The organism is Vibrio sp. RC586 (assembly GCF_000176715.1).
Classification (GTDB): Bacteria; Pseudomonadota; Gammaproteobacteria; order Enterobacterales; family Vibrionaceae; genus Vibrio.
On record NZ_ADBD01000006.1, the window covers coordinates 51,230 to 75,288 of the forward strand.

Here is a 24,059-nt window from a genome sequence, read left to right on the forward strand (position 1 = left end):
CTATGACAACAGATACCATTGTCGCGCAGGCTACGGCACCCGGCCGTGGTGGTGTCGGCATTATTCGTGTATCAGGCCCACTGTCTGCCCACGTCGCGCAGACAGTCACTGGACGCACGCTTCGCCCCCGCTATGCCGAATACTTGCCTTTTACTGATGAAGATGGCCAGCAGCTCGATCAAGGTATTGCGCTGTTTTTCCCTAATCCTCATTCGTTTACGGGTGAAGATGTACTTGAGCTGCAAGGCCACGGCGGTCCGGTAGTCATGGATATGCTTATCCGACGCATTCTGCAGATCAACGGCGTCCGCCCAGCTCGTCCTGGGGAGTTCTCTGAGCGCGCGTTTCTCAATGACAAGATGGACTTAACCCAAGCAGAAGCCATCGCTGACTTGATTGATGCCAGCTCGGAGCAAGCTGCAAAATCTGCGCTGCAATCACTGCAAGGCGAGTTTTCCAAACGCATCCATACGCTTGTCGAGTCACTCATTCACCTGCGTATCTACGTAGAAGCGGCGATTGATTTCCCAGAGGAAGAGATTGATTTTCTGGCTGATGGTAAGGTTTCCGCCGATCTGCAAACCATTATCGATAATCTCGCTGCAGTGCGCCGTGAAGCCAACCAAGGCGCCATCATGCGCGAAGGAATGAAGGTGGTGATTGCTGGGCGTCCTAATGCCGGTAAATCCAGCCTACTCAATGCGCTTTCGGGTAAAGAGTCTGCCATCGTCACTGACATTGCTGGTACCACCCGTGATGTCCTGCGCGAGCATATCCACATTGATGGTATGCCACTGCACATCATAGATACAGCAGGACTACGAGATGCCTCTGATGCGGTAGAAAAGATTGGTATCGAACGCGCGTGGGAAGAAATTCGCCAAGCCGATAGAGTGCTATTTATGGTGGATGGCACCACTACTGAAGCCACAGATCCGCAAGAAATTTGGCCTGACTTTGTCGATAAATTGCCAGAGAATATTGGGATCACCGTGATCCGTAACAAAGCGGATCAAACAGGTGAACCCCTAGGGATCTGCCATGTCAATCAACCAACGCTGATCCGCCTATCCGCCAAAACCGGTCAAGGTGTCGATGCGCTACGCCAACACCTAAAAGAGTGTATGGGCTTTGCCGGTAATCAGGAAGGTGGCTTCATGGCACGCCGTCGCCACTTAGACGCTCTCGAGCGTGCTGCTGAGCACTTAGATATTGGCCAGCAACAGCTCGAAGGTTATATGGCCGGAGAAATTTTAGCGGAAGAGTTACGCATCGCTCAGCAGCACCTAAATGAAATTACCGGTGAATTTAGCTCCGATGATCTGCTTGGCCGTATTTTTTCATCATTCTGTATTGGGAAATAGAGTAACGCTATGATTCATATCATTACGGGTAGCACCCTAGGTGGTGCGGAATATGTGGGTGACCACCTCAGCGATCTACTGCAAGAACAAGGATTTGATACCAAAATTCACAATCAGCCTAACTTCAGTGATATTCCGGCAAAAGGCACTTGGCTGATCATCACGTCAACACACGGTGCTGGCGAATACCCAGATAACATCCAACCTTTCATTCAAGCGCTGCATAATACGCCACCCAACACTTCTGCGCTGCGTTATGCCGTCGTTGCAATTGGCGATTCCAGCTACGATACCTTCTGTGCTGCAGGTAAACACGCTTATCATCTTTTGGCTGATATAGGAGCAAAACCTCTGGCCAACTGCTTCACCATCGATATTCAAGAACATCCCGTACCAGAAGATGCAGCTGAAGCTTGGTTAAAACGCGTCATCAACCGCTTCTAAGCTATGCTCTCTAAATAAGATCAGAGCGGCCTCAACGGCCGCTTTTTTTATGCTCTGTGGATAAAAACGGAAAATTCTGAAAACCAACTGCGGTCTTTTTAAACAATCAGCGTGTGTATAACTATACGATTATCCGGTGATCTTCCTTTAGTTATCCCAATAATAACTTTTAGATCATCTCCACCCTGTGCATAACACCGCATTTTGATCCCAGCTAATCCTTGATCAGATCAGTGCTTGATCACATGATCTGATCCTTTCAATCAATATGATCTTGTTGATCATTTTTCACTTATCCACAAAGATCATGCTCCTTAATAGTAAATCTAATAAAAAGATCTCTATATAGATCTTTATATATATTTAATGACCTCACTTGATCGAAAAAAGAGGAAAGCGATTTTCTAGCCATTCGAAAGAGGTTAGAATACGCCTCTTTTGTTATCCCATAGTCTCAATGAATACCTGAGGTCGTTCATGCTTTATCACGAAACATTTGACGTCATTGTCGTTGGTGGCGGTCACGCAGGAACGGAAGCCGCCCTCGCCGCAGCACGTACAGGACAACGTACGTTACTTCTTACCCACAATATTGACACTCTTGGTCAAATGTCCTGTAACCCTGCTATTGGCGGGATCGGTAAAGGACATTTAGTCAAAGAAGTGGATGCTATGGGCGGTTTGATGGCACAAGCTATCGATCACGCAGGTATTCAATTCCGAACACTGAATGCTTCAAAAGGCCCAGCCGTTCGCGCTACGCGTGCGCAGGCGGATCGCGCACTTTACAAAGCCTATGTGCGTAATGTGCTGGAAAACACCCCCAATTTAGCCTTGTTCCAACAAGCCGTGGATGATGTGATCGTCGAAAATGATCATATTCGCGGTGTAGTCACTCAGATGGGCCTTAAGTTTCATGCTAAAGCCGTAGTGTTGACCGTTGGAACTTTCCTTGGAGGTAAGATCCACATTGGCCTAGAAAACTTTGCAGGAGGCCGAGCAGGGGATCCTCCATCGATCGCCTTGGCTCACCGCCTACGTGAACTGCCTTTTCGTGTAGATCGCCTGAAAACCGGTACACCCCCACGTATTGACGCTAATAGCGTCGATTTTTCGGTTCTGGAAGCGCAACACGGCGACAATCCAACCCCTGTCTTCTCGTTTATGGGTAAACGTGAATATCATCCGCGCCAAATTCCATGCTATATCACGCATACCAATGAGCGTACTCATGATGTGATCCGTGCCAACCTTGATCGAAGCCCAATGTATGCAGGGATCATCGAAGGGATCGGTCCTCGTTACTGCCCATCGATCGAAGATAAGGTGATGCGTTTTGCCGATAAAAACAGCCACCAGATATTTATCGAGCCTGAAGGTTTAACCACCACCGAGCTCTACCCGAACGGAATTTCCACCAGCTTGCCATTTGATGTTCAAGTGCAAATCGTGCGTTCAATGAAAGGTTTTGAGAATGCACATATTGTTCGTCCGGGCTATGCGATTGAATACGATTTCTTCGATCCGCGTGATTTGAAGCAGACTTACGAAACCAAATTTATCCATGGTTTGTTCTTTGCAGGCCAGATCAACGGTACGACGGGTTACGAAGAAGCGGCGGCACAAGGCTTAATGGCGGGTTTAAACGCCAGCTTGTACAGCCAAGACAAAGAAGGATGGAGCCCACGTCGCGATCAAGCCTACATGGGGGTGTTGATTGACGATCTCTCAACTATGGGGACGAAAGAGCCGTATCGCATGTTCACTTCTCGTGCTGAATATCGTCTGCTGCTACGGGAAGACAACGCCGATTTACGTTTGACTGAAAAAGCACGTGAACTTGGTCTCGTTGATGATGCACGTTGGGCGCGTTTCAACCAAAAAATCGACAACATGGCGAAAGAGCGTCAGCGTCTGCAAGATACATGGATGAATCCAAATTCGGTTGGCGTAGAGCAGCTCAATGCTTTGCTGAAAACACCAATGTCGCGTGAGGCCTGCGGTGAAGATTTGCTACGCCGCCCTGAAATGACCTATGAACTGCTCACCACTTTGCCGGCATTTGTTCCAGTATTGGAAGATAGCGAAGCCGCTGAGCAAGTCGAAATTCAAGTGAAATATGATGGTTATATTCAACGCCAGCAAGATGAAATTGAGAAATCACTGCGCCATGAACACACCAAGTTGCCTGTAGATTTGGATTACAAGCAAGTTAAAGGGTTGTCTAACGAAGTGGTTCTGAAGTTAAGTACGACGAAGCCAGAAACCATTGGTATTGCTTCACGCATCTCCGGTATCACTCCAGCGGCGATTTCCATCTTGTTGGTTCACCTGAAAAAACACGGCATGCTGAAGAAGGGAGAAGCGGCGTAATGAATCCGTTACGAGTCAAATTAGACGCCCTGATCAGCAACACCACGCTATCGGTGACAGAGCAGCAACGTGAGCAGTTAGTCGGTTATGTGCAACTGCTCGACAAATGGAACAAAGCGTACAACCTAACGTCGGTACGTGATCCAATGGAAATGCTGGTGAAACACATTCTCGATAGTCTGGTAGTGAGTGTGCATCTTGAAGGTGAGCGTTTTATTGATGTGGGTACCGGACCAGGGTTGCCTGGGATCCCACTGGCGATCATGCATCCCGATAAACAATTTGTACTGCTGGATAGCTTAGGTAAACGGATCCGTTTTCTGAAACAAGTGATCCACGAACTGAAGATCGACAATGTGTTACCCGTGCAGAGCCGAGTCGAAGAGTTCGATCCTGAACAGGGGTTTGATGGTGTGTTAAGTCGAGCCTTTGCTTCCATGACTGATATGGTGAACTGGTGCCAGCATCTCCCAAAACCAAATGGTGGGGTATTTTTAGCCCTTAAAGGGGTACGGCCTGATGATGAAATCACCTTACTCCCTGAGTGGTGTTCTGTGACCGATATCAAAGCTTTGCAAGTTCCTGAGTTGGAAGGTGAGCGTCATCTTGTAATCTTATCGCGCAAGGGATAACAGCGAGGCATACCGTGGGAAAAATCGTAGCAATCGCCAACCAGAAAGGCGGAGTTGGGAAAACAACAACTTGTATTAATTTGGCAGCCTCTATGGCTGCAACCAAACGCAAGGTTCTTGTGGTGGATTTAGACCCGCAGGGCAACGCCACGATGGCCAGTGGGGTCGATAAATATCAGGTTGATTCCACGGCTTATGAACTTTTGGTTGAAGATGCACCGTTTGACCAAGTGGTATGCCGTAAAACAACCGGACATTACGATTTGATTGCGGCCAATGGTGATGTGACCGCAGCTGAAATCAAGCTCATGGAAGTGTTTGCCCGTGAAGTGCGCTTAAAAAACGCTTTGGCGTCAGTGCGCGATAACTATGATTTCATCTTTATTGATTGTCCACCTTCTTTAAACCTCCTTACAATCAATGCCATGGCAGCCGCAGATTCGGTGCTGGTTCCTATGCAATGTGAGTATTTTGCGTTAGAAGGTTTAACCGCATTGATGGATACGATCAGCAAATTAGCAGCAGTGGTGAACGATAACCTCAAGATAGAAGGTATATTGCGTACCATGTACGATCCACGTAATCGCTTAGCCAATGAAGTATCTGATCAGTTGAAAAAACACTTCGGTAGTAAAGTCTATCGTACTGTGATCCCACGTAATGTTCGTTTGGCGGAAGCGCCAAGTCATGGTAAGCCTGCGATGTATTACGATAAACAATCGGCTGGAGCTAAAGCCTACTTGGCATTAGCAGGTGAGATGTTACGTCGCGAAGAGATTCCCGCATAAAACAACAACTATAGGAATTCGTTCACATGACTAAACGTGGTTTAGGAAAAGGGCTGGATGCATTGCTAGCAACCAGTTCATTAGCTCGCGAAAAACAACAAGTCGCTTCACTCAGTCAGTCGATGTCGACTGAAGGTGAGCTGGCTGATTTGTCCATCTCTAACCTCAAACCCGGTATCTATCAGCCGCGTAAAGATCTCTCGCCAGAAGCTCTAGAAGAGCTGGCTGCTTCCATTCAATCCCAAGGCATTATTCAGCCGATTGTTGTGCGCCACTTGTCAACGGGAGGCTATGAAATCATTGCCGGTGAACGTCGTTGGCGTGCTGCCAAGCAAGCGGGCTTAAAGCAAGTGCCTTGTTTGATCAAGCAAGTGGAAGATCGTGCTGCGATCGCCATGGCTTTGATCGAAAATATTCAGCGTGAAGATCTGAATGCAATGGAAGAAGCGCAAGCTTTAGAGCGTTTACAGAATGAATTCGAACTCACACACCAACAAGTCGCAGAGGTGATTGGAAAGTCACGCACTACCGTGACCAACCTGCTGCGTCTGAACCAATTGAGTGATGACGTAAAGCGCTTATTGGAAACCAAACAGTTGGAAATGGGTCATGCGCGTGCACTTCTGATGCTCGAAGGTAAACAACAAGTTGAAATTGCGCAGCAAGTGGCGAAGAAGCAACTGACCGTTCGTCAAACCGAGCAACTTGTAAAAAAATGTTTAAGTGGCCTATCTGACGATAAAAACGTGTCAGAAGACCTAGAAATACGGCAAATGTCACAAAATTTAAGTGAAAAATTGGCAGCAAAAGTCTCTATCGTGAGATCGCCAAACGGCAAATCTAAAGTGACGATTAGTCTTGATGAACCTCACAAATTAGAGCTACTGATTGCCAAGCTACAAAACTAGGTGAGATAATTGATTTAAATCAATTGTGGTAAATCACATTGTTTATGCGAAAGTTGTCGGATTGTATGCAAAATTGTAACTTTTTGCGGTGTTTTCATTGCAATCAGTTGATGCCACCGTATAATTTTCGCCAATTTCCCAGTCCGAAAAAGCGGTTCGAGCTGTGGTGATTACTAGAGGTAAGAATACATGGTAGCTGTGCTAGCGAGGCAAGGACGAGAGCTTGCAAAGCGATTGTTATTGATCCAGTTCAGTGCGGTTATGGTTGCGGCAACTGTGTTTACAGTGGCGGTAAATGGTGATTGGGGGCTTTCAGCCTTGATTGGCGGTGGCATTTTTGTCATTGCTAACGCTGTTTTTTCGGGTTGTGCTTTCCTGTTTGCAGGGGCGCGCGCGTTAAAAATGGTCGCCATCTCGTTTTATACGGGGGAAGCGCTGAAAATTCTCATCACTATCGTCCTGTTTTCCGTTGCCTACATGTATATGCAGTTGGAACTTGTTCCACTGAAGCTAACCTATTTGCTGGCTCTAGGTATCAATATCTGTGCGCCAGTGCTATTCATTAACAACAAAAAATAGGATGAGTTATGGCTGCGCCAGGTGAAGCGCTCACACCTTCCAGTTATATCACTCACCACCTTTCTAACCTTTCAACTTACAAGTTGGGGCTAGTGGCGGAAGAGTCGAGTTTCTGGAATGTACACATCGATAGCCTGTTCTTCTCTGTTTTAACTGGACTGATATTCCTTGGAGTATTCCGTGCAGTAGCCAGAAAAGCGACAGCGGGTGTTCCGGGTAAGCTGCAGTGTGCTGTTGAGATGGTGGTAGAGTTCGTTGACAAAAACGTCAAAGATACTTTCCATGGTCGCAATCCACTAATTGCTCCTTTGGCACTCACTATCTTTTGTTGGGTATTTTTAATGAACTTGATGGACCTTGTGCCTATCGACTTCTTACCTTACCCAGCACAGCATTGGCTTGGTATCCCTTATTTGAAGGTGGTGCCGTCTGCTGATGTGAATATCACCATGGCTATGGCTCTAGGCGTGTTTGCTCTGATGATTTACTACAGCATCAAAGTGAAAGGTCTGGGCGGGTTTGCAAAAGAGTTAGCACTACACCCGTTTAATCACTGGATCATGATTCCGTTCAACCTATTGATTGAAGTTGTTTCGCTGCTGGCGAAGCCTCTATCACTCGGTATGCGTCTGTTTGGTAACATGTTTGCAGGTGAAGTAGTGTTTATTCTTTGTGCAGCTATGCTGCCATGGTACCTGCAATGGATGGGATCCCTACCTTGGGCTATCTTCCATATTTTGGTTATTTTGATCCAATCGTTTGTATTTATGATGTTGACCATTGTGTATATGTCAATGGCTCATGAAGATAACGATCATTAATAAATTGAATTTTTAATACCCATTGAATCTTTGGAGAAATTAGATGGAAACTGTATTGAGCTTCTCTGCAATCGCTGTAGCTATTATTGTTGGTCTATGTGCGGTTGGTACTGCGATTGGTTTCGCTGTATTAGGCGGAAAGTTTTTGGAAGGCGCTGCTCGTCAACCTGAAATGGCTCCTATGCTGCAAGTTAAGATGTTCATCATCGCAGGTCTGCTGGACGCGGTTCCAATGATCGGTATCGTAATCGCTCTGCTATTCACATTCGCAAACCCATTCGTTGGTCAGCTAGCTGGTTAATCAAGCTTTGTCCTGACAAATCGATAAGATTTGTCGTTGATTAACACTAAGTCCACTTTAGGGGGTAGCTGTTGTGAATATGAACGCAACTCTGCTAGGTCAAGCAATTGCCTTTGGTATGTTTGTGTGGTTCTGCATGAAGTATGTGTGGCCACCAATTATCAAAGCGATTGAAGATCGTCAGAAGAAAATTGCTGATGGTTTGCAAGCCGCTGAGCGTGCAAAGAAAGATCTAGACCTGGCACAAGCTAATGCTTCGGATCAATTGAAAGAAGCAAAACGCACAGCAACTGAGCTCATTGAGCAAGCGAATAAGCGTAAAGCACAAATTATCGATGAAGCACGTGAGGAAGCTCAGGCAGAACGCCAGAAAATCCTGACTCAAGCAGAAGCGGAGATTGATGCAGAACGTAACCGTGCTCGTGATGAGCTGCGTAAACAGGTTGCAACTCTGGCAATTGCTGGTGCTGAGAAAATTCTTGAGCGTTCAATCGATAAAGATGCGCACAAAGATATTCTCGACAACATTACTGCAAAACTTTAACGGAGGGGGCATATGTCGGATTTGACTACAATCGCACGCCCCTACGCTAAAGCAGCCTTTGATTTTGCGGTAGAAAAACAGCAACTGGACCATTGGAACCAGATGCTTGCTTTCGCCGCTGAAGTCGCAAAAAACGAACAAATGCACGAGCTGTTAACCAGCTCGGGCTCAGCTAGTAAATTGGCTGAGATTTTTATTGCAGTTTGTGGCGAACAGCTTGATGGTCATGGCCAAAACCTGATTAAGGTAATGGCAGAAAATGGTCGTTTGTTGGCAGTTCCTGCACTTTATGAGCACTTTGCTGTGCTAAAGCAGGAGCATGAGAAGAAAGTGGATGTGGAAGTGATTTCCGCCACTGAACTCAGTGAACAACAGCGTTCAGAAATTGGCAGCAAGCTTGAGCAGCGTTTAGAGCGCAAAGTTCAGCTGAATTGCAGTGTAGATGAGACTCTGCTTGGCGGGGTTATTATTCGAGCCGGAGACTTAGTCATCGATAACTCAGCACGCGGACGTTTGAAGCGTCTGAGCGATGCATTGCAGTCTTGATGGGGATTGGAGCATGCAACTTAATTCCACGGAAATTAGCGATCTGATCAAACAACGTATTGAATCTTTCAATGTTGTTAGTGAAGCTCGCAACGAAGGTACTATCGTATCGGTAAGCGACGGTATCATTCGTATTCACGGTCTTGCAGATATTATGCAAGGTGAAATGATTGAATTACCGGGCAACCGTTATGCACTGGCACTGAACCTTGAGCGTGACTCGGTGGGTGCGGTAGTAATGGGTCCATACGCTGACCTGCGTGAAGGTATGAAAGTAACAGGCACTGGCCGTATTTTGGAAGTTCCTGTTGGTCCTGAACTGCTAGGTCGTGTCGTAAACACTCTAGGTGAGCCTATTGATGGTAAAGGCCCAATTGGTGCAAAACTGACTTCACCTGTTGAAGTGATCGCACCGGGTGTTATCGATCGTAAATCGGTTGATCAACCTGTTCAGACTGGTTACAAATCAGTTGACTCGATGATCCCAATCGGCCGTGGCCAGCGTGAGCTGATCATCGGTGACCGTCAAACAGGTAAAACTGCTTTGGCAATTGACGCGATCATCAACCAGAAAAACTCTGGTATTTACTCTATCTATGTTGCTATCGGCCAGAAAGCTTCAACCATTGCGAACGTGGTTCGTAAACTGGAAGAGCACGGCGCACTGAAAAACACCATTGTGGTGGTGGCATCTGCGTCAGAATCTGCTGCACTGCAATACCTCGCACCTTACTCAGGTTGTGCGATGGGTGAATACTTCCGCGATCGCGGTGAAGATGCGCTGATTGTATACGATGACCTGTCTAAACAGGCTGTTGCTTACCGTCAAATCTCACTGCTTCTGCGTCGTCCACCAGGTCGTGAAGCTTTCCCTGGCGACGTATTCTACCTCCACTCTCGTCTGCTAGAGCGTGCTGCTCGTGTAAATGAAGAGTACGTAGAGCGTTTCACTAAGGGTGAAGTGAAAGGTAAGACTGGTTCTCTAACTGCTCTGCCAATCATCGAAACTCAAGCAGGTGACGTATCGGCATTCGTACCGACTAACGTAATCTCGATCACTGATGGTCAGATCTTCCTACAAACTGAGCTGTTCAACGCGGGCGTACGTCCAGCGGTTGACCCAGGTATCTCAGTTTCTCGTGTAGGTGGTGCAGCGCAAACCAAGATCGTTAAGAAGCTCTCTGGCGGTATCCGTACTGCTCTGGCTGCTTACCGTGAACTGGCGGCGTTTGCTCAGTTCTCTTCTGATTTGGATGAAGCGACCAAGCGTCAGCTGACTCACGGTCAGAAAGTCACTGAACTGATGAAGCAGAAACAGTATGCACCAATGTCTGTATTTGATCAGGCTCTGGTGATCTTTGCTGCGGAACGTGGCTATCTGACAGACGTAGAACTGAACAAGGTTCTCGACTTCGAAGCTGCTCTACTATCGTATGCTCGTGCTCATTACGCTGAATTAGCAGCGAAAATCGACAAGACGGGTGCTTACAACGATGAGATCGAAGCTCAGCTGAAGAAGCTGGTTGACGATTTCAAAGCAACCCAAACTTGGTAATGAGGTCGGTGGCAGTTTCTGCCACCAACTAACGGAGAGTAACGATGGCCGGCGCAAAAGAGATACGTACTAAGATCGGGAGTGTGAAAAGCACTCAGAAGATTACGAAAGCGATGGAAATGGTGGCTGCTTCTAAAATGCGTCGTTCACAGGATGCAATGGAGTCATCACGCCCTTACGCACAAACAATACGTAAAGTGATCGGTCATGTCGCCAACGCAAGTCTAGAGTATCGTCATCCGTATCTAGAAGAGCGTGAAGCGAAGCGAGTTGGTTACATCATTATTTCTACAGACCGCGGTTTGTGTGGTGGCTTGAACATTAACCTGTTCAAAAAAGCCATCACGGATATGCAGGTTTGGAAAGAAAAAGGCGCGCAAATTGAGCTGGCGATTATCGGTTCAAAAGCCACCTCCTTTTTCAACAACAGCGGCGCGAAAGTAGCGGCTCAGGTTTCTGGTTTGGGCGACAGCCCAAGCTTAGAAGATCTGATCGGTTCGGTTGGCGTCATGCTGAAGAAATACGATAAAGGTGAGTTAGACCGCCTCTATCTGGTGTTCAACCAGTTTGTGAACACCATGGTGCAAAAACCAAAGATCGATCAATTGCTACCTTTGCCAAAATCGGACAGCGAAGATATGCAGCGTGGCCACATGTGGGACTACATCTACGAACCAGAACCGAAGCCTCTGTTGGATGCGCTTTTACTGCGCTTCATCGAGTCACAGGTTTACCAAGGTGTTGTAGAGAACCTAGCGTGTGAGCAAGCAGCCCGAATGGTTGCGATGAAAGCTGCTACCGATAACGCGAGCAACCTGATTGATGATTTACAACTTGTGTACAACAAAGCCCGTCAGGCTGCGATTACACAAGAATTGTCGGAAATCGTAGGCGGCGCGGCTGCGGTTTAAGCTTAGGTAAAACAAACAGTTTAGAGGATTAACGATGGCTACAGGTAAGATCGTACAGATCATCGGTGCGGTAGTCGACGTAGAGTTCCCACAGAGCGAAGTACCAAGTGTTTACGATGCTCTGAATGTTGTGGATTCCAAAGAACGTCTGGTTCTGGAAGTTCAACAGCAGCTAGGCGGTGGCGTGATTCGCGCTATCGTTATGGGTAGCTCGGATGGTTTACGTCGTGGAATGACAGTACAAAACACTGGCGCTCCAATTTCAGTACCAGTAGGTACTAAAACCCTAGGTCGTATCATGAACGTGCTTGGTGATGCGATTGACGAACGTGGCGACATTGGTGCAGAAGAGGTGTATTCAATCCACCGCCCTGCACCAAGCTACGAAGAACAGTCTAGTGCAACTGAACTGCTGGAAACGGGTGTTAAGGTTATCGACCTGATCTGTCCGTTTGCAAAAGGCGGTAAAATCGGTCTGTTCGGTGGTGCGGGTGTAGGTAAGACCGTTAACATGATGGAACTTATCAACAACATCGCGCTGCAACACTCAGGTTTGTCAGTTTTTGCAGGGGTTGGTGAGCGTACTCGTGAGGGTAACGACTTCTACCACGAAATGCAGGAAGCGGGCGTTGTAAACGTTGAGCAACCAGAACTGTCGAAAGTAGCGATGGTTTACGGCCAGATGAACGAGCCACCAGGCAACCGTCTGCGTGTAGCACTGACCGGTCTGACCATGGCGGAACGATTCCGTGATGAAGGCCGTGACGTACTGCTGTTCATCGACAACATCTACCGTTACACCCTAGCGGGAACGGAAGTATCTGCTCTGCTTGGCCGTATGCCTTCAGCGGTAGGTTACCAGCCAACACTGGCTGAAGAGATGGGTGTTCTGCAAGAACGTATCACGTCAACCAAGAAAGGTTCGATCACCTCTGTACAAGCGGTATACGTACCTGCGGATGACTTGACTGACCCGTCACCAGCAACCACGTTTGCTCACTTGGATGCAACCGTTGTTCTGAACCGTAACATCGCCGCTATGGGTCTATACCCAGCGATCGACCCACTGGATTCGACTTCACGTCAATTGGATCCATTGGTTGTTGGTCAAGAGCACTACGATGTGGCACGTGGCGTGCAAGCAACGCTACAACGCTATAAAGAGCTGAAAGACATCATCGCGATTCTAGGTATGGACGAACTGTCTGAAGCGGACAAGCAAGTGGTTGCTCGTGCGCGTAAGATCGAACGTTTCCTGACTCAGCCTTACCACGTAGCGGAAGTCTTTACTGGCGATCCAGGGGTATACGTATCTCTGAAAGAAACCCTGCGTGGTTTCAAAGGTCTGCTGGCAGGTGACTACGATGACATTCCAGAGCAAGCGTTTATGTACTGCGGTACGATTGACGATGCTATCGAGAATGCGAAGAAGCTATAAGGCTGACTAGGAGGCGATATGGCAGCAATAACCTTTCATCTGGACGTGGTGAGCGCAGAGAAAAAACTGTTCTCTGGCTTGGTTGAAACGTTTCAGGTGACCGGTAGCGAAGGTGAGCTGGGTATTTTCCACGGCCATACACCGCTGCTGACCGCTATCAAGCCTGGTATGGTGCGTATTGTGAAACTGCACGGCCACGAAGAGTACATTTATGTCTCTGGTGGTATTGTTGAGGTTCAGCCGGGCACAGCAACTGTGTTGGCCGATACCGCAATTCGTGGAGAAGATCTGGACGCAGCTAAGGCAGAAGAAGCCAAACGTCGTGCGGAAGAGCGTATTCTCAACCAGCATGGTGATATGGACTTTGCACAAGCGGCCAGTGAACTGGCTAAAGCCATCGCACAGCTTCGCGTGATTGAACTGACGAAAAAACGTCGTTAATTATGCAAATAAGCTGATAAAAAGCCTGACCTATGTCAGGCTTTTTTGTCTCTTTTTTGTCTCTTTTTTGATAGCAATTGTGCGAGATATTGTGATGTTATGGGATGTTTTTCGTCCCGTTATTGAGTGAATACCAGTAAATAAACCCTATTTTCTATGAAAATAATCGCTCTTCTTATTTTCGAGATAATCGGCAATTAACTATTTTAGGTTTGCTGTTTAGAATACAACGCAGAAAAATGACTAGGTAGATAACAAATGAAATTCAGTACGGTAATTCTCGCGGCAGGGAAAGGAACTCGTATGCACTCTAATATGCCGAAAGTGCTGCATACATTAGCTGGTAAACCTATGGTGAAACACGTCATTGATACGTGTAATAACCTCGGGGCGCAAAATATCCATTTGGTTTATGGCCATGGTGGCGATCAGATGCAGCAGGCTCTGGTCAATGAAAACGTTAACTGGGTATTGCAAGCACAGCAATTGGGTACTGGTCATGCCGTAGATCAGGCCTCTCCCCATTTCCAAGATGATGAAAAAATCTTGGTGTTGTACGGGGATGTACCGCTGATTTCTGAAGACACTATTGAAAGTTTACTTGAAGCACAGCCCACCGATGGCATTGCACTACTGACTGTTGTTCTGGAAGACCCAACGGGGTACGGCCGTATCGTACGTAAACGTGGCCCTGTGGTGGCGATCGTTGAGCAAAAAGATGCCAGCGAAGAGCAAAAGCTGATCAAAGAAGTCAACACTGGGGTGTTGGTGGCAACTGGCCGCGATCTTAAGCGTTGGTTGGCAGGCCTAAACAACAATAACGCGCAAGGCGAATACTACCTGACTGACGTGATTGCTGCAGCGCATGATGAAGGCCGTGCAGTCGAAGCGGTACATCCTTCACACTCAATCGAAGTGGAAGGGGTAAACGATCGCATTCAATTGGCGCGTCTGGAGCGTGCTTTCCAAGCGCGTCAGGCGAAGAAGCTGCTTGAACAAGGTGTGATGTTGCGCGATCCGGCAAGATTTGATCTGCGTGGTGCTTTGCAGTGCGGCTCAGATGTGGAAATTGATGTTAACGTGATTATTGAAGGCAATGTATCGATCGGTAATAACGTAGTGATTGGCGCGGGCTCGATTCTCAAAGATTGTGAGATTGATGACAACACGGTGATCCGCCCATACAGCGTAATTGAAGGGGCGACGGTCGGTGAAAACTGTACAGTTGGACCGTTTACTCGTCTACGTCCCGGAGCAGAGCTACGCGATGATGCGCATGTCGGCAATTTTGTGGAGATGAAAAATGCTCGTCTTGGTGAAGGTTCAAAAGCCAATCACCTGACTTATCTTGGCGATGCTGAGATTGGCAAAGGCGTGAATGTGGGCGCTGGGGTGATCACCTGTAACTACGACGGTGCCAATAAGCACAAAACCGTGATTGGTGATGATGTGTTTGTGGGTTCTGATTGCCAGCTCGTAGCGCCTGTAACCATTGGTAACGGTGCGACCATTGGTGCTGGTACGACCCTGACTAAGAATGTGGCTGAGGGTGAGTTAGTCATCACTCGCGCGCCAGAGCGCAAAATTTCAGGCTGGCAGCGTCCAGTGAAAAAGAAATAATTGAACCGATTGAAAAAAGAGCCGCGAATGCGGCTCTTTTTGTATTACTCAAAGTTCTGTTTTATTCATCACTGACGACGCGAGCATTGTCGGGTGTGGTGAACTGTTCACGTAGCTGACGGTTAGACAACACATAACCCATCCATAATCCTCCCGTACACAGCACAATCGCAATACCAGTCACGGGTTGCGCTTGGCTTGCCATTGCTGCCACTAAAGCGCTGGATACACTGCTGATACTGATCTGTAAGCTATTTTGTAATCCGGCAGCGGTTGCTGGGCTTTGTTTGGCACTGGATAAAGCACGGTTAACCACTATCGGGTACATGGCACCATTAGCCACTGCAATTAAGCAGAATGGAGCCAAGATTGGCCAAATTGAGCTGAGCGTCCATTGTGAGGCGACAAAAATCATCGCCGCTGATAGGGTAAACAGCGCAATCAACTGTTTGAGCACCAGTTCATCACCGTATTTCTGAACCGCTTTCTTGCCTAGGTAGCCACCCACCATAAATGCAATGGTTTGTGGAATAAAGCTCAGGCCAATATCACGCGCTTGATAGCCTAGCTGCGCCATGATTTCTGGCATACCGGTCAGGTAGGCAAAAAACGCCGCCGAAGCACAAGCAAACATCATCACATTGCCGACGTAGGTTTTACTTTTCAGTAGGCCTTTAATGTCTTGCGCAATAGAGGTGGTTTTCGGCTCGGCAATTTCATTGGTTTGTAAGCCCGTGCTTACCACCAACACAACACCCATCAAGGTTAAGGCTAAAAAGATGCTGTGCCAGCCAAAGTGATCCGCCAGTAATACACCCAGTTGCGGTGCCAGTGCTGGAGAGAGCGCTACCAACGGCATAATGGTGGCAAACAGTTGTTGGCTCACTGAGCTTGGGTAACGCTTGATCACCATTGCCTGCCAAATTACCGCTGGTGCGCACACACCAATCGCCTGGATAAAACGCAGCGACAGTAGTTGCCATACTGTTGTGCAGAAAGCGAGTCCGGCAGAAGCAAGAGTAAAAACCAGTAAGCCAGCAATCAACGTATTACGATGGCCAAATTTGTCGGAAGCGAGTCCCCACATTAACTGACCAAGCGCCATTCCCACCAAGAAAACTGTCAGTGATAGAGCGATTTGTTCAGGGCCGGTCGCAAAAGCGGTTTCCATCATTTTAAACGCAGGCAAATACATGTCGGTGGCGATAAAACCGAGCATGGATAGCGCTGAGAGGTAAACCAACTGGAAAAAAGAAACTTTCATTTTTTCATGTCCATCAAAATTATTCACACATGTTTTTCCAAAATCCGTTGGCATGAGCCAGGATTTTTCTGTGCTTACATTCTATTTTTGTCTGGCGATGAAGAGAAACGGCAAATTTTTAGGTTATCATGCAAAAAATTTGATAGGTAGTGAGTGATGTTTTCTAAATCCTCTTTGGAAATGTTGGATGCCGTAGCGCGCCTAGGTAGTTTTACTGCGGCGGCAGAGGTGCTGCACAAAGTGCCTTCGGCGATCAGCTACAGTGTGCGCCAGATAGAGAGCGAGCTCGGCGTTGTGCTGTTTCAGCGTTTGCCGCGTAAGGTGGAACTGACTCCAGCGGGCGAGCTGTTTATGCTTGAAGCGAGGCAGTTATTACGCCAGATGGAAGAGATCCGTGCGCAAACCAAACGCGCTGCGCATGGTTGGCGTAAAACCTTAAAAGTAACACTCGATAACGTAGTCAAGCTGGATAAGATGAAGCCGATGGTGGAAGCCTTCTACCAAACCTTTGATTTCGCCGAACTACAGATCAACATGGAAGTGTTCAACGGCTCGTGGGAAGCGATTGCACAAGGTCGCGCCGATATCGTGATTGGCGCAACCGCAGCAGTACCAGTGGGTGGCGATTTTGAAGTGCGCGATATGGGCATTCTTGACTGGGCATTTGTGATGTCACCCAATCATCCCTGCGTGCGCGAGCAGAATTTGAGTGAAGAGTTTATCAGCCAGTTTTTAGCCATCTGTTTGGACGATACCTCAAGCGTATTGCCTAAACGCCATACCGAACACTACCCTAAACAGCGCCGTTTGCTGCTGCCAAACTGGTACAGCGCGATTGAAAGTTTAAAAAGTGGACTCGGGGTCGGCTATATGCCAAGGCATATGGCGCAGCCGCTACTGGCCAGTGGTCAGTTGGTGGAGAAGGTACTGCCAGATGAAAAGCCGCTTAGTCGTTGCTGCCTAGTGTGGCGCAAAGACGATAATCATAAATTGATTGAGTGGATGGTGAATTATCTGGGCAGTAGCGATCAACTTTACAGTGATTGGCTACAAGCTAAATAACCTAATAACAAGAGCCAGCGTTGCTGGCTCTTAAACGACGCTTCAGGGATAGACAAAACGGAAGGGTTATGGGCGCTCAAAAATGGTCGCGATACCCTGACCTAAGCCGATACACATCGTAGCAAGGCCATATTTTGCATCTTTGGCTTCCATTAAATTGATCAGCGTGGTTGAGATACGTGTACCCGAGCAACCCAGTGGATGACCCAGCGCAATCGCGCCGCCATTGAGGTTGACCTTGTCATCCATCATCTCCAGTAAGCCCAAGTCTTTAGCGCAAGGTAGAGATTGTGCGGCAAACGCTTCGTTCAATTCCACCACATCCATATCCTGCATGGTTAAGCCCGCACGTTTGAGCGCTTTATGGGTAGCAGGTACAGGGCCGTAACCCATGATGGAAGGATCGCAACCCGCTACAGCCATCGCTTTAATGCGAGCGCGAATGGTTAAACCGAGCGCTTTGGCTTTTTGCTCACTCATCACTAACATCGCTGAAGCACCATCTGAGAGTGCTGAAGAGGTTCCCGCGGTCACGGTTCCGTTGGCCGGATCGAACACGGGACGCAGTTCAGCTAATCCCGCCACTGTGGTTTCTGGGCGGATCACTTCATCGTAATCGAGGGTGAACAGCGTACCATCGGCAGCATGGCCCTCGGTGGGTAGAATCTCGTTTTTAAAACGACCTTCTAATGTTGCCGCATGAGCACGCGCATGAGAGCGCGCAGCGAACTCATCTTGCTGCTCACGGCTAATGCCATGCAGCTTGCCGAGCATTTCTGCGGTCAGTCCCATCATTCCCGCTGCTTTGGCCACGTTTTTAGACAGGCCCGGATGGAAATCAACGCCGTGAGTCATCGGTACGTGGCCCATGTGCTCTACGCCGCCTACTAAACAGATTTCCGCATCGCCGACCATGATTGCGCGCGCCGCATCATGCAGTGCTTGCATGGACGATCCACACAAACGGTTGACGGTCACCGCGCCAATCTCAATTGGCAGACCCGCAAGCAGCGCCGCATTACGCGCAACGTTAAAGCCTTGTTCAAGCGTTTGCTGCACACAGCCCCAATAAATGTCTTCAATCTCTTTTGGATCGACCTGTGGGTTGCGCGCCAGAATGCCTTTCATCAAATGTGCTGAAAGGTCTTCCGCACGTTGGTGGCGAAACGCACCGCCTTTGGAGCGTCCCATCGGAGTACGTAGGCAATCAACAATCACTACTGTATTCATTTTGTTATTCCTTTTCTAAACCGATTTACAGGGCACTAGCTTGCTGAGCGCTGTAGAAAGATTTTCCTTGTTGCGCCATGCTCTTCAGCAGTTGCGGTACTTGATAGAGTGCGCCGAGGCTGGCGTATTTTTCTGCCATAGCCACATAGTTAGCGACACCGATGGTATCTAGGTAACGGAATACACCACCACGGAACGGAGGGAAACCAAGACCGTACACCAGCGCCATATCTGCTTCTTGCGCAGAAGCGATGATCCCTTCTTCAAGACAGAGCACCACTTCATTAATCATCGGAATCATGGTGCGTTCGATAATGGTTTGTGGGTCAAAGCTTTGTGGTGCGCCGCATACAGGCGCGAGAATGGCGAGCACTTCATCGCTGAAGGCTTTTTTCGGTTTGCCTTTTTTATCTACTGTGTACTGATAGAAACCGCTGCCATTTTTCTGGCCAAATTTTTTCGCTTCGTACAGGGCATCAATCGCTTCTCGGCCGGATTTGGCCATACGAGTTGGGAAGCCTTCCGCCATCACTGCCTGAGCATGGTGTGCAGTATCAATGCCGACCACATCAAGCAAATACGCTGGGCCCATCGGCCAACCAAATTGACGCTCCATCACTTTGTCGATTTCGGTGAAGTTCGCGCCATGACGCATCAGCAAGCTAAAGCCTGCAAAGTAGGGGAACAGTACGCGGTTAACAAAAAATCCTGGGCAGTCATTGACCACAATTGGTGATTTGCCCATTTTCGCGGCATAAGCGACCACGCGGTTAATGGTGTCTTCTGAAGTGTGTTCACCACGGATGATTTCCACTAAAGGCATGCGGTGCACAGGGTTAAAGAAGTGCATGCCACAGAAATTCTGTGGGCGCTTGAGTGATTTGGCGAGCAGGTTAATTGGAATGGTCGAGGTGTTGGAGGTCAGAATCGTCTCTGCATTGACCAATCCTTCCACTTCGCTGAGTACCGCGGCTTTCACTTTCGGGTTTTCAACCACGGCCTCAACAATCACATCCGCTTGATCAATCCCTGCGTAATGCAGAGAAGGGGTGATGGAAGCCAGAATGCCAGCCATTTTGAAACCATCGATCTTGCCGCGCTCTAACTGTTTGTTGAGGAGCTTAGCCGCTTCGGTCATGCCCAATTCTAAAGAGTGTGGTGCGATGTCTTTCATCAGCACAGGTACGCCTTTGAGAGCCGATTGATACGCGATGCCCCCACCCATAATGCCCGCGCCGAGCACGGCGGCGTGTGTGGTATCTTGGCTTGCAGCTTTCGCGGATTGTTTGGCTAGGCCTTTGATATATTGATCATTGAGGAAAATACCAACCAGCGCTTGTGCTTCGGTGGACTTCGCTAGCTTGATGAAGTGTTTGCGTTCGATATCCAGCGCAGCATCGCGTGATAAACGCGCCGCTTCTTCAATGGCGACGACCGCGGTCATTGGTGCTGGGTAGTGTTTGCCTGCCACTTGAGCGACCACACCTTTCGCTATAGTAAAGCTCATCATGGCTTCCAGTTTGCTTAAGGTCAGTGCTGAGGTTTTCTGCTGACGGTGTTTTTGCCAATCCAGCTTCTCTTCAATCGCTTGAGTCAAAGTGGTGATTGCGGAATCGATCAGCTTATCGCTATCGACAATCGCATCCAGTAATCCCACTTTTAACGCTTCTTCCGCGCGGCACGCTTTACCTTGGGTGATGATTTCCATCGCGCTATCAGCGCCAATCAAACGTGGCAGACGCACTGTTCCGCCAAATCCCGGCATGATGCCCAGTTTGGTTTCAGGTAAACCAATGCTGGTGGTGGCATCACCAATACGAAAATCGGTAGCAAGCACACATTCACAACCACCGCCAAGGGTGTGGCCTTTTAAGGCTGACAAGGTCGGGAACGGTAAATCTTCCAGCTTGTTAAAAATGCGATTGGCAAACTGCAACCACTCATCCAACTCCGCTTCTGGTTTGGCAAACAGCCCCAGAAATTCGGTGATATCAGCGCCGACGATAAAAGCGTCTTTATCTGAGCTAAGTAGGAGGCCTTTGACACTGGGATCCGCGGCGAGCGCATCTAACGCTTTATCGAGAGATTCTAGTGTGTGTAGATCGAGTTTGTTAACGGAAGTGGGAGCGCAAAAGGACAGCTCGGCAATTCCATTAGCGAGTTGGTTTACCTGTAGGGTTTTGGCTTGGTAAATCATTGTCTATCTCCGTGACATACAATCAGTGATTGCTGAGAGAGCGGTTATTGTTGTCATTTCTGGTTTGACCAGTTAATTCAGTGTGAACTGGAGAATAGCGAATTTCAATACATTTTTTAAACAAGTGTTTAACATTGTGCGCTATCGCTGAGAGTCGTTATTTCAAATGTATATCGTGCTAGACTGTGCCACTTTATTTTTGAGTGCTTGAACCATGAATCTTCAGCCGTATCTCATTCCTGCTGACACCACTCAGTTTGAAGAAGAGATCAAAAAAAGCCTCTTTATTACCTATCTGGCCCACACTCCGGGGATCGATTCGGCGAAAGCTTTTGTCGAAGAGATAAAGCGTCGTCATGCTGATGCTCGACATAATTGTTGGGCGTTTGTGGCCGGGAGGCCGCAAGACTCGATGTTGTGGGGGTTTAGTGATGATGGCGAGCCATCCGGTACTGCGGGTAAGCCGATATTGGCTCAACTGACGGGTAGTGGTGTAGGTGAGATCACCGCGGTGGTTACCCGTTACTATGGCGGCGTACTGCTAGGAACCGGTGGGCTCGTTAAAGCCTATGGGGGTGGAGTGCAGCAAGCGCTCAAGCGACTTCAAACTATTGAGAAAAAAATCACCACATCTGTGCACCTGACGCTAGACTACGCCATGATTCCATTACTCCATTCCTTAATGGTGCAATTTTCAGCCACGGAAAGGGAGGCTCACTATAATGAACAAGTACAATTGGTCGTGGAATTGGAAGCATTGCAATGTGATGACTTCCTACAAGCCGTGATCAGTAAAAGTGGTGCGAAAATACAGGTGAGTCGCTCACCGGAACACACTGTCAGAACTTAGCGAGTCAGCACAAACCATAATGCAATTTCGTTCAATTATCCGTATTGTCGGGCTTTTGCTCGCTCTGTTTAGCGTTTCTATGCTTGCGCCTGCGTTGGTGGCCTTAATCTACCGCGATGGGGCGGGTGTACCCTTTGTTTCAACTTTCTTTGTATTGTTGCTGTGTGGCGGCTTATTCTGGTTTCCTAACCGCCACCACAAGCATGAACTCAAAGCACGAGATGGCTTTTTAATTGTAGTGTTGTTTTGGACGGTAATCGGCAGCGCTGGTTCACTGCCTTTTCTGCTCGCTGCCGATCCCAACGTCTCAGTAACCGATGCCTTCTTCGAATCCTTTTCGGCACTAACGACCACGGGAGCCACCGTGATTGTGGGGTTAGATGAATTACCTAAAGCGATCCTTTTTTATCGCCAATTTTTGCAATGGTTTGGTGGGATGGGGATCATCGTACTCGCAGTAGCCATTTTGCCAGTGCTTGGCATCGGTGGTATGCAGTTGTATCGAGCTGAAATCCCTGGGCCAGTCAAAGACACCAAAGTCACCCCACGTATTGCAGAAACCGCAAAAGCACTCTGGTATATCTATTTAAGTTTGACCATTGCGTGTGCCGCTGCCTTTTGGCTGGCAGGGATGACTTTATTTGATGCCATCTGTCATAGCTTCTCTACTATCGCCATCGGTGGCTTTTCTACCCATGATGCGAGTATTGGCTATTTTGACAGTTATGCGATTAACCTCATCACAGTAATCTTTCTGCTGATTTCGTCGTGTAACTTCACTTTGCACTATGCCGCTTTTGCCAGTGGTGGGGTGCATCCTAAATACTATTGGCGCGATCCTGAATTTCGCGCTTTCTTTATCATCCAAATTCTGCTGTTTGTGATCTGCTTTTCTGTGTTGCTGAAACACCATTCTTACGACAGCTTTTATCAAGCGTTTGACCAAGCGCTGTTTCAAACCGTATCCATATCAACAACGGCCGGTTTTACCACCACAGGATTTTCGGACTGGCCACTTTTTTTACCTGTGTTATTACTCTTCTCTTCTTTTATAGGAGGATGCGCCGGTTCAACTGGTGGGGGAATGAAAGTGATCCGCGTGCTGTTACTGACCCTACAAGGAGCGAGGGAAATGAAACGTCTCGTTCACCCACGCGCCATCTACCCGATAAAACTCGGAGGCCGAGCACTCTCACAGCGTGTTGTGGATGCGGTATGGGGCTTCTTCTCCGCTTATGCGCTAGTGTTTGTGGTTTGTATGCTTGCGTTAATCGCAACGGGAATGGATGAACTCAGCGCATTTTCTGCAGTGGCCGCCACACTCAATAACTTAGGACCAGGCCTTGGGGAAGTTGCGGTACATTTTGCGGATGTGAATGACAAAGCCAAATGGATTTTGATTGTGTCCATGCTCTTTGGCCGCTTAGAAATATTTACTTTACTGATCCTACTCACGCCCACATTCTGGCGTAGTTAGTGATAACACAGAGGAGAGAGCTGTGAAAGCGTTACTGTTGTATTCAAGCCAAGAAGGTCAGACGCGGAAAATTATCGAACGCATCGCACAGCAGATGCCGGAATACGATTGTGACATCCAAGATCTGCATCTGGTAAGTGGTATCTCGTTGGCGGATTACGACAAAATCTTGATTGGCGCATCGATTCGTTATGGCCGCCTCAACGAAAAACTCTATCAGTTCATTCAACATCAGCTTAACGACCTACGCAGTAATAAAGCCGCCTTCTTTTGCGTTAACCTTACTGCAAGAAAAGAAGAGCAAGGCAAAGATACGCCAGAAGGAAGCGCCTATATTCAAACCTTCTTGAAAAAATCTCCTTGGCAGCCAGAGCGTATCGCCGTATTTGCAGGGGCACTGTATTACCCTCGCTACCGTTGGTTCGACAAAATGATGATACGTCTGATCATGACCTTAACGGGTGGAGAGACCGATACCAGTAAAGAAGTTGAATACACTAACTGGAATAAAGTCTCTCAATTTGCCGAACAATTCCGCAATTGGTAGAGAAAACCATCACTTTCAGGGCTTGGTGACTCTTTTTTCATCAAACAGTGAAAAAAGACGAAAAAAAATCAAAAAAACACTTGTCAGTGTGAAGTAGATCTCTATAATGCGCCCTCACTGACACGGCAGATGCAGCAAGCGTTGGCAGTGATTCAGTTCGGTATTTT

General features: G+C 48.0%; 23 protein-coding genes. 20 read left to right on the plus strand and 3 right to left on the minus strand.

Going from position 1 to position 24,059, the window contains the following annotated elements; translation table 11 throughout:
- Positions 1-2: 2 nt before the first annotated feature.
- The 16 genes from mnmE (at position 3) to glmU (ending at position 15,265) form a co-directional block, all read left to right on the plus strand.
- Positions 3-1,364 carry a tRNA uridine-5-carboxymethylaminomethyl(34) synthesis GTPase MnmE gene (gene mnmE / locus VOA_RS14085; protein ID WP_000205972.1) on the plus strand — a complete coding sequence of 454 codons (1,362 nt, stop codon included), beginning with the start codon at positions 3-5 and terminating at the stop codon, positions 1,362-1,364.
- A gap of 9 nt (positions 1,365-1,373) precedes the next feature.
- The gene (gene mioC / locus VOA_RS14080; RefSeq protein WP_000581312.1) at positions 1,374-1,808 is read left to right on the plus strand and encodes an FMN-binding protein MioC; all 435 of its coding nucleotides are present in this window, start codon (positions 1,374-1,376) and stop codon (positions 1,806-1,808) included.
- A gap of 477 nt (positions 1,809-2,285) precedes the next feature.
- On the plus strand, positions 2,286-4,181 hold the full coding sequence (gene mnmG / locus VOA_RS14075) for a tRNA uridine-5-carboxymethylaminomethyl(34) synthesis enzyme MnmG (RefSeq protein WP_000965602.1): 1,896 nt from the start codon (positions 2,286-2,288) through the stop codon (positions 4,179-4,181).
- Entirely contained in the window at positions 4,181-4,813 is a 633-nt protein-coding gene (gene rsmG / locus VOA_RS14070; RefSeq protein ID WP_001068953.1) for a 16S rRNA (guanine(527)-N(7))-methyltransferase RsmG, read from the plus strand. The genes mnmG and rsmG overlap by 1 nt, the downstream gene beginning before the upstream one ends.
- A 14-nt stretch (positions 4,814-4,827) precedes the next feature.
- On the plus strand, positions 4,828-5,601 hold the full coding sequence (locus tag VOA_RS14065; protein WP_000516546.1) for a ParA family protein: 774 nt from the start codon (positions 4,828-4,830) through the stop codon (positions 5,599-5,601).
- A 26-nt stretch (positions 5,602-5,627) separates the two neighbouring features.
- Positions 5,628-6,509, plus strand: a complete 882-nt coding sequence (locus VOA_RS14060; RefSeq protein ID WP_000166632.1) for a ParB/RepB/Spo0J family partition protein — start codon at positions 5,628-5,630, stop codon at positions 6,507-6,509.
- A 189-nt stretch (positions 6,510-6,698) separates the two neighbouring features.
- Positions 6,699-7,088 carry a F0F1 ATP synthase subunit I gene (locus tag VOA_RS14055; RefSeq protein ID WP_000226756.1) on the plus strand — a complete coding sequence of 130 codons (390 nt, stop codon included), beginning with the start codon at positions 6,699-6,701 and terminating at the stop codon, positions 7,086-7,088.
- An 8-nt stretch (positions 7,089-7,096) separates the two neighbouring features.
- On the plus strand, positions 7,097-7,909 hold the full coding sequence (gene atpB, locus VOA_RS14050; protein ID WP_000729879.1) for a F0F1 ATP synthase subunit A: 813 nt from the start codon (positions 7,097-7,099) through the stop codon (positions 7,907-7,909).
- A gap of 43 nt (positions 7,910-7,952) precedes the next feature.
- Complete coding sequence (gene atpE / locus VOA_RS14045) at positions 7,953-8,210, plus strand: F0F1 ATP synthase subunit C (RefSeq protein WP_000450922.1); 258 nt, start codon at positions 7,953-7,955, stop codon at positions 8,208-8,210.
- Between the two features lie 73 nt (positions 8,211-8,283).
- Entirely contained in the window at positions 8,284-8,754 is a 471-nt protein-coding gene (gene atpF / locus VOA_RS14040) for a F0F1 ATP synthase subunit B (protein ID WP_032468157.1), read from the plus strand.
- Between the two features lie 12 nt (positions 8,755-8,766).
- A complete protein-coding gene (gene atpH, locus VOA_RS14035; RefSeq protein WP_001281804.1) occupies positions 8,767-9,300 on the plus strand; it encodes a F0F1 ATP synthase subunit delta in 534 nt (177 codons plus the stop codon).
- A 13-nt stretch (positions 9,301-9,313) separates the two neighbouring features.
- A complete protein-coding gene (gene atpA, locus VOA_RS14030) occupies positions 9,314-10,855 on the plus strand; it encodes a F0F1 ATP synthase subunit alpha (protein WP_001176736.1) in 1,542 nt (513 codons plus the stop codon).
- 44 nt (positions 10,856-10,899) lie between these two features.
- Entirely contained in the window at positions 10,900-11,766 is an 867-nt protein-coding gene (gene atpG, locus VOA_RS14025; RefSeq protein WP_000896519.1) for a F0F1 ATP synthase subunit gamma, read from the plus strand.
- A gap of 34 nt (positions 11,767-11,800) precedes the next feature.
- Entirely contained in the window at positions 11,801-13,204 is a 1,404-nt protein-coding gene (gene atpD, locus VOA_RS14020) for a F0F1 ATP synthase subunit beta (RefSeq protein WP_000190492.1), read from the plus strand.
- Positions 13,205-13,222: 18 nt separating this feature from the next.
- A complete protein-coding gene (locus VOA_RS14015) occupies positions 13,223-13,645 on the plus strand; it encodes a F0F1 ATP synthase subunit epsilon (RefSeq protein WP_000719050.1) in 423 nt (140 codons plus the stop codon).
- A gap of 258 nt (positions 13,646-13,903) precedes the next feature.
- Positions 13,904-15,265, plus strand: a complete 1,362-nt coding sequence (gene glmU / locus VOA_RS14010; protein ID WP_032468158.1) for a bifunctional UDP-N-acetylglucosamine diphosphorylase/glucosamine-1-phosphate N-acetyltransferase GlmU — start codon at positions 13,904-13,906, stop codon at positions 15,263-15,265.
- 61 nt (positions 15,266-15,326) lie between these two features.
- Here glmU and punC read toward each other — a convergent pair whose 3' ends face one another.
- The gene (gene punC, locus VOA_RS14005) at positions 15,327-16,529 is read right to left on the minus strand and encodes a purine nucleoside transporter PunC (RefSeq protein ID WP_009355772.1); all 1,203 of its coding nucleotides are present in this window, start codon (positions 16,527-16,529) and stop codon (positions 15,327-15,329) included.
- 156 nt (positions 16,530-16,685) lie between these two features.
- On the opposite strand from punC, the gene punR reads away from it, so the two are divergent.
- Complete coding sequence (gene punR / locus VOA_RS14000; protein WP_000491960.1) at positions 16,686-17,591, plus strand: DNA-binding transcriptional activator PunR; 906 nt, start codon at positions 16,686-16,688, stop codon at positions 17,589-17,591.
- A 66-nt stretch (positions 17,592-17,657) separates the two neighbouring features.
- Here the strand turns inward: punR and fadA are convergent, their stop codons facing one another.
- Positions 17,658-18,821, minus strand: coding sequence for an acetyl-CoA C-acyltransferase FadA (gene fadA, locus VOA_RS13995; protein ID WP_001099253.1), 1,164 nt, complete (start codon positions 18,819-18,821; stop codon positions 17,658-17,660).
- A 25-nt stretch (positions 18,822-18,846) separates the two neighbouring features.
- The gene (gene fadB, locus VOA_RS13990) at positions 18,847-21,018 is read right to left on the minus strand and encodes a fatty acid oxidation complex subunit alpha FadB (protein WP_000640252.1); all 2,172 of its coding nucleotides are present in this window, start codon (positions 21,016-21,018) and stop codon (positions 18,847-18,849) included.
- Between the two features lie 214 nt (positions 21,019-21,232).
- On the opposite strand from fadB, the gene VOA_RS13985 reads away from it, so the two are divergent.
- The 3 genes from VOA_RS13985 to hemG are packed head-to-tail and all read left to right on the plus strand — an operon-like array spanning position 21,233 to position 23,892.
- Positions 21,233-21,868, plus strand: a complete 636-nt coding sequence (locus VOA_RS13985) for a YigZ family protein (RefSeq protein WP_001053260.1) — start codon at positions 21,233-21,235, stop codon at positions 21,866-21,868.
- 19 nt (positions 21,869-21,887) lie between these two features.
- Positions 21,888-23,345: a TrkH family potassium uptake protein gene (locus VOA_RS13980; RefSeq protein ID WP_001160596.1), complete on the plus strand. Its 1,458-nt coding sequence runs from the start codon at positions 21,888-21,890 to the stop codon at positions 23,343-23,345.
- Between the two features lie 22 nt (positions 23,346-23,367).
- Complete coding sequence (gene hemG / locus VOA_RS13975) at positions 23,368-23,892, plus strand: menaquinone-dependent protoporphyrinogen IX dehydrogenase (RefSeq protein WP_000645793.1); 525 nt, start codon at positions 23,368-23,370, stop codon at positions 23,890-23,892.
- Positions 23,893-24,059: the final 167 nt, after the last annotated feature.